This window comes from Candidatus Benthicola sp. (assembly GCF_058719085.1).
On the sequence record NZ_JBZQEK010000081.1, the window covers coordinates 1 to 5805 of the forward strand.

Annotated in this window: 4 protein-coding genes and 1 pseudogene; all 5 read left to right on the forward strand. The window is 69.6% G+C overall.

Features of this window, described 5'->3' with window-relative positions; genetic code table 11:
• Positions 1–701, forward strand: a pseudogene (locus AC36XV_RS06185) (hypothetical protein); the annotation flags it as partial.
• Complete coding sequence (locus AC36XV_RS06190) at positions 698–2323, forward strand: M14 family metallopeptidase (RefSeq protein WP_492202806.1); 1626 nt, start codon at positions 698–700, stop codon at positions 2321–2323. The pseudogene AC36XV_RS06185 and the gene AC36XV_RS06190, both read left to right, overlap by 4 nt.
• 6 nt (positions 2324–2329) lie before the next feature.
• On the forward strand, positions 2330–3379 hold the full coding sequence (locus AC36XV_RS06195; protein WP_492202807.1) for an alpha/beta fold hydrolase: 1050 nt from the start codon (positions 2330–2332) through the stop codon (positions 3377–3379).
• A gap of 13 nt (positions 3380–3392) precedes the next feature.
• The gene (locus AC36XV_RS06200; RefSeq protein ID WP_492202808.1) at positions 3393–4850 is read left to right on the forward strand and encodes a sodium-dependent transporter; all 1458 of its coding nucleotides are present in this window, start codon (positions 3393–3395) and stop codon (positions 4848–4850) included.
• Positions 4847–5805: Ig-like domain-containing protein (locus AC36XV_RS06205; RefSeq protein ID WP_492202809.1), on the forward strand; the 959-nt coding region annotated here is incomplete at its 3' end. The genes AC36XV_RS06200 and AC36XV_RS06205, both read left to right, overlap by 4 nt.

Sequence of the window (5805 nt, forward strand, 5' to 3'; positions counted from 1 at the left end):
CGGGGCCGGGCATGATGGCCTGCTGCACCCCGGTTCGGGTCCCCGACCGGATCCGGCTCCTCGTCGTTCCCACGATCACGCAGCCGGGTTGCATCGCCCTGCTCATCGCCGTGGGTCGCGCCCTGCACTTCGCGTACACGGATGCCCGGCTGTCCTTCGAGGACCGTGCCCTTGGCGATCTCGCCGTGGTGAAAGCGCACGGACTGCTGTTCGCCGGGTTGAGCCGGGAGGCGTCGTGGGTGCGGCGCGCCCGCGGACTCGGAGGCGAAGCGCTGGAGGACTACCTGCACGTCGCTGCCGTGGCCGACCTGTTCGCGGTCCGTGAGGCGGCGGCGCGCCTCGAGTTCGAGATCGCCCTGTCTGCCAGCGAGGACCCCCGGGCGATGGGTCCGGTGTGGTCCGAGATGCTGACCGGAGCCACGGGTTGCCGCTTCGATCCGCGCTCCTTCCTCGAGCGGCTCGGGCAGCGTTTCGGGGTCGCCCGCTTCCTGCGCGGCCGGATGCTCGCCGCGCAGCTGCGTCGAGTGCTGCGGGAGAGGTTCGACGAGGATTGGTACCGGAATCCGGCCGCCGGGTCGTTCCTCGGGGACTGGTTCGCGCGCGGCCTGGGGGTCTCGGCCACCGAGGCGGCGGTGACACTCGGTCACGACCGGCTCGGCTCGGAAGTTCTCGTGGACACGATCCGGGAGCCCTTCGAGTGAGGCGGGCGCCGGCCGTCCCGTCGACCCTCCTCGCTCTGGCGCTCTCGCTTCCGGTCGCAGGGCTTTCCGCGCAGGATGTCGCCGAAGAGGCGGCCCGGACGTGGCCCACGCCGGGCGAGAGGAGAGGGTGGTTCGCGCCCACGACGCCGGTGGAGAGCGGGGACTACCTGGCGCGCCTCGCCCTGGCCCGGGGCGAGGTGAGCCTCGATACGCTGGCGTGGGTAGTCGGGGGCTCGGCGGAGCCCGACTCGAGTCTGCCCGTGCTGGCCGTCACCGTACGCCGCCTGCCTTCCCCGAAGAGCGAGCGTCTGCGCGTGCTCCTGATCGCGGGCGAGCGAGGGGACGCCCTCTCCGGGACGGAGGTGGCCCTGCAGCTCGTTCGAGAGGTCGCGGTGGGAGAGATGAGCGGCCTCCTCGATGCGATCGAGCTGATCGTGGTGCCCTCGGCCAACCCCTGGGGCCTGTTGTGGTGGGTGCGAGACGAGCCGTCCGGAGTGAACCCTTCCCGGGATCACGGCCGCCTTCGCTCACCGGCCACGCGGGCGGTGCACGATCTGGTGGCGCGCTGGAGGCCGGGCCTGGTCATCGAGCTGGCCGAGGTGGGACCGAGCGTCTACCGGGTGCAGGCGGGTCTCCCGAGGCATCCGAACGTCGACGTCGACCTGGTGCGGTTCGCCCGATTCTACCTGCTTCCTCACGTGGCCAACGAGCTGTCCCGGTCATCGGTGACCTTTCGTGAGCTGGTCTCGGTGGAGCCGGAGGGCGATGGCATCGGCGCACCCGCGATCGGGGCCGAGGGCCTGCCGGAAGGCGCGTGGCTCACGCCCGGGTCCCTGAGCGTCGAACACGGCACCAACGCTTTCTCGCTGGGCGGGAGTGCGACGATCCTGCTCGCCGCAGCGTCGATGGGCAGGGCCGATGGCCTGCCCGAGCGCGTGCAGCTGCTGTACCAGGCCGTCGGGTATCTCCTGCAGGTCGCTGCGGGACAGGCAGGCGTTCTTCTCGACCGGGCGGTGGATCCACCGACCGCGCTCTCCGTTCAGCAGGCCTGGGTCCAGGACCCCGAACGGCCCAACCTGCCGTGGCTGGTGTGGAACGACCGCGGACAGATCGTGCAGCAGACTACGGATCGCTGGCGATCCCTCGTGCGGAGGCAGCTGGCCCTCCCCGTTCCCGCCGCCTGGCTGATCGAGCCAGGCGGACTGGAATGGGTGGAGCTGCTGGCAGCCCACGGCTTCACGGTCGAACGCCTCGAGAGAGAGGCGAAGGTGGACGTGGGCTCCTACATGGTCGGGGTCACCGCGGCGCTGCCCGCAGACCTTACCGAGGAGCTCCCGCTGGACTCGGCTCCCAGCGGGTCCGCGCTGATCGTTCCCGTGGAGAAGGAGTTTCCGGAGGGCTCCTGGCTGGTCCGTGCCGATCAGCCCAGAGTCCGGCTGCTCTTCACGCTCGTGGAGCCGTGGTCCGAGGACGCTCCGCTCGGGCGCGAGTCTCCGGAAGCCCACGACCCCGACCGCCTCGAAACCTATCCCGTGTATCGGATCGACGATCCCGGGGCCCTGTCCGTGCTTCGGACGGAGGTCGTGCGCGGGGCCGGGGACGCCGCCGCCGGACGCGAGTGACGCGTCGTGAACGCTGCGATCCCGTCCCCCGGATGGATCGGCTGGCTGTCGGCTTTCCTGACCGTCCTGTACGCGTGGCTCGTCGTGCGGCGAAACCGGCGGATCGTCCGCCCCCCCATCGTCGCCCCTGATGGAGAGCCGATTCCCTCGAAGAGCCTGGTTCTGTCCGATGGCGAAGCGGTCGACTACCTGGCGCTCGGACCGGTCGGATCCGGAGAGAAGAGCGCGCCGGTAGTGGTACTCGTGCCGGGCGCCGACGGCATGAAGGAGACGTTCCGATACCAGGTCCCGGCCCTCGCCTCGCGGTACCGGGTCGTGGGCGCTTCGCTGCGGCGCCAGGTGCCGGGGGGAGCGACTCTGGACCGGCTGGTCGACGATGTGAAGGAGCTGGTCGAGACGGCCGGCGCAGAGGGCCCTCTGGTGCTGCTCGGGCAGAGCCTCGGAGGCGCGATCGCGATGCGGTTCGCGGTTCGGTTTCCGGGCCGGGTCGCGGCCCTCGTCCTGTCGAACACCCTGGCGCACGTCGGCTACGATCACGTGGGATGGAATCGTACACTCCTGGCTCCGGTGGCGATGGCGACCACGCGATACCTGCCGACCGGTCTGGCACGACTCATGGCCCGCCTGTGGAGCCGCATGGAGGTGTGGATCTACGATGCATCGCCCGGCAGGGAGCGCGTGATCGACTATGCGCTGTGGACGGGACCCCGAACGGTACCGTCTTCCGTGTCCCGCGCTCGGGTGAGGCTCCTCAAGCGCATGGACCTGAGGGATCAGCTCCCCGCGATCAGGAGCCCCATGCTGGTACTGAAGGGGCCGCGGGACCACTATGTGCCACCTTCGTGGTCTCACGAGATCGTGTCGCGGGTGCCCGGGGCCGAGTACCGCGAAGTGGCGGGGACGGGTCACTGCTCGCACCTGTCGATGCCGGCGAGCTTCAACCGGGCGATGCTCGGGTGGCTGCACGAGCGGCTCGATGGCCTCGCAGGGGACGTCGGTGGCGAAGGAGACGAGGCAGGCCGAACAGACCCGGAAGACGGTCGAACGGACGAGTGAGGGAGGTCGACAGGTGACGGAACAGCAACGCTTCTCGTCGCGCTGGGGCACGATGCTCGTGATGCTCGGCATGGCCGTCGGGACCGGCAACATCTGGCGGTTCCCCCGGGTCGCGGCGACGAACGGTGGCGGTTCCTTCCTGGTCGCCTGGGCGGTCTTCCTTCTGCTCTGGTCCGTCCCGCTGATCCTCGTCGAGTTCGCGATGGGGCGCGAGACGAGACTGGGCCCGGTGGGTGCGTTCGCCCGCCTGCTCGGTCGGGGAAGTGCCTGGATGGGCGCCTGGGTCGCCTTCACCGCGACGGCGATCATGTTCTACTACTCCGTCGTCATGGGCTGGACGATCCGGTACCTGTGGGGCTCCCTGGTCCGGGGGATTCCCATGACCTCGCCCGAGGCCGCCACCGCCTTCTGGGAGGGCTACGCCGGCTCCGGGGCCGCCGTCCTGACGCACGGGATCGCGATGGCACTCGGCGTCGTGGTGGTCGCGTTCGGCGTAAAGGGGATCGAGCGGGCGGCTCGAGTCCTGATTCCCACGCTCTTCTTCCTGGTCATCGTCCTCGCCGTGCGCGCGGTCACGCTCCCGGGTGCGGAACGCGGGCTGGCCTTCCTGTTCACGCCCGACTGGGGCGATCTCCTGACCGCACGGATCTGGCTCGAAGCGCTGACCCAGAACGCGTGGGACACCGGGGCGGGCTGGGGGCTCATCACGGCGTACGCCGTCTATCTGCGGAACCGCGAGGATACGACGCTCAACGCCTTCGTTCTCGGTTTCGGGAACAACTCGGTGTCCCTGCTGGCGGGGATCATGGTGCTGTGCACGGCGTTCGCGATCATGCCCGAGGCGGCCGACACGATCGTCGGGGCGGGCAACGAGGGCCTCACCTTCATCTGGGTCCCGCAGCTGTTCGCGCGAATGCCGGCGGGCGGCCTGTTCATGGTCCTGTTCTTCCTCGCCCTCGTGTTCGCGGCCTGGAGCAGCCTGATCTCCATGATCGAGCTCGCCTCGCGCATCCTGATCGACTTCGGCCTGCGCCGATCCCGCGCGATCCAGATCGTGGGTGTGGCGGGCTTCCTGCTGGGCGTGCCCTCGGCTCTCTCGATGGACTTCTTTCGCAACCAGGACTGGGTATGGAGCGTGGGCCTCATGCTCTCCGGACTGTTCTTCGCGATCGCGGTTCTGCGGTACGGTGTGAATCGGTTCCGCACCGGGCTCGTCAACCGGGAGGGACGCGACCTCGAGATCGGGCGCTGGTGGAACGGGGTGGTCGTGTTCGTCGCACTCGAGGCGATCGTTCTCCTGGTGTGGTGGCTCAGCCAGGCGATACAGGGATCCGACCTGGCGGCTACGCTGACCCCGCTGTCGACGTTCAATGTCGGGACCGTGCTGGCGCAGGGAGGGGTAGTGATCGTGGTCCTGGTCGCCCTGAACCGTCGCCTCTCCGCTCCGTTCGGCGAGAGGGAGGGTGAATGAAGCATCTCGCATGGCTCCTCCTCGCAGCGCCGGCGCTGGCCTGCTCGGCCCGGCAACCCGGGGCGCAGACGCCGCCCCTCGTGCCCGATTCGGCCGGGGACACCTTGATCGCGGTGGACTCGGTGTCGGCCCCCTCTCCGGGTGCCGCCCGCTCGGAGCAGGAAGAGACGGTCGTCGAGGTCCCCCCGGCACCGGTCACGAGCGTCGAGATCATTCTTCCCGGAGGTGCTCTGTATGCCGGGGTGCGCTACCTGGCGACGGCCCGGGCGTTCTCGGACTCCGGGCCCCGGAGCGATGCTCACATCGAATGGTCATCGTCCGACGAGGGCGTGATCCGTGTTCACCCGCCGGGTCTCATGTTGCCGGTAGCTCCCGGAACGGCCCGGATTCGGGCCGAATCCGAGGGAGTGACGGCCGACAGAGAAGTGCGGGTCGCGACAAACCCGGTGCGGGGTCTGTCCGTCGCCCCGCTCGAGGCGAGCCTGCGCACGGGCGATGTGCTGCACCTTTCGGCCACCGCGCTGGACTTCAGGGGCCGCGCGGTTCCGGGCGTGCCGGTCGAGTGGTCGGTGGCGACACTCGCCGGTGCCGGCCAGGTGTCGGCCACCATGGACGACGATGGCGTCTTCGTGGCGTACGAGCCCGGCTTCTACCGAATCACGGCCACGGTCGGCGCCTTCTCCCGGGTGGCCGAGATCGAAGCGGCGCCGAGGGCCTCTCGCGGGCTGTTCAAGAGGAAGGGCCACGGGGCCGTATCTTCGGAAGTCGGCTCCACCACGGACCTCCTGGTGTTCGAGGGCACGGATGGTCGAGACTACGCGTACACGGGAACCCGGGTGGAGACGATGTACGCGTGGGACGTCACCGACCCGACCGGTCCGATGATCACCGACTCGGTGAGGGTGGACGGCCGCCGTCTTCGGGACGTGAAGATCAACGGTGACGCCACGCTTGC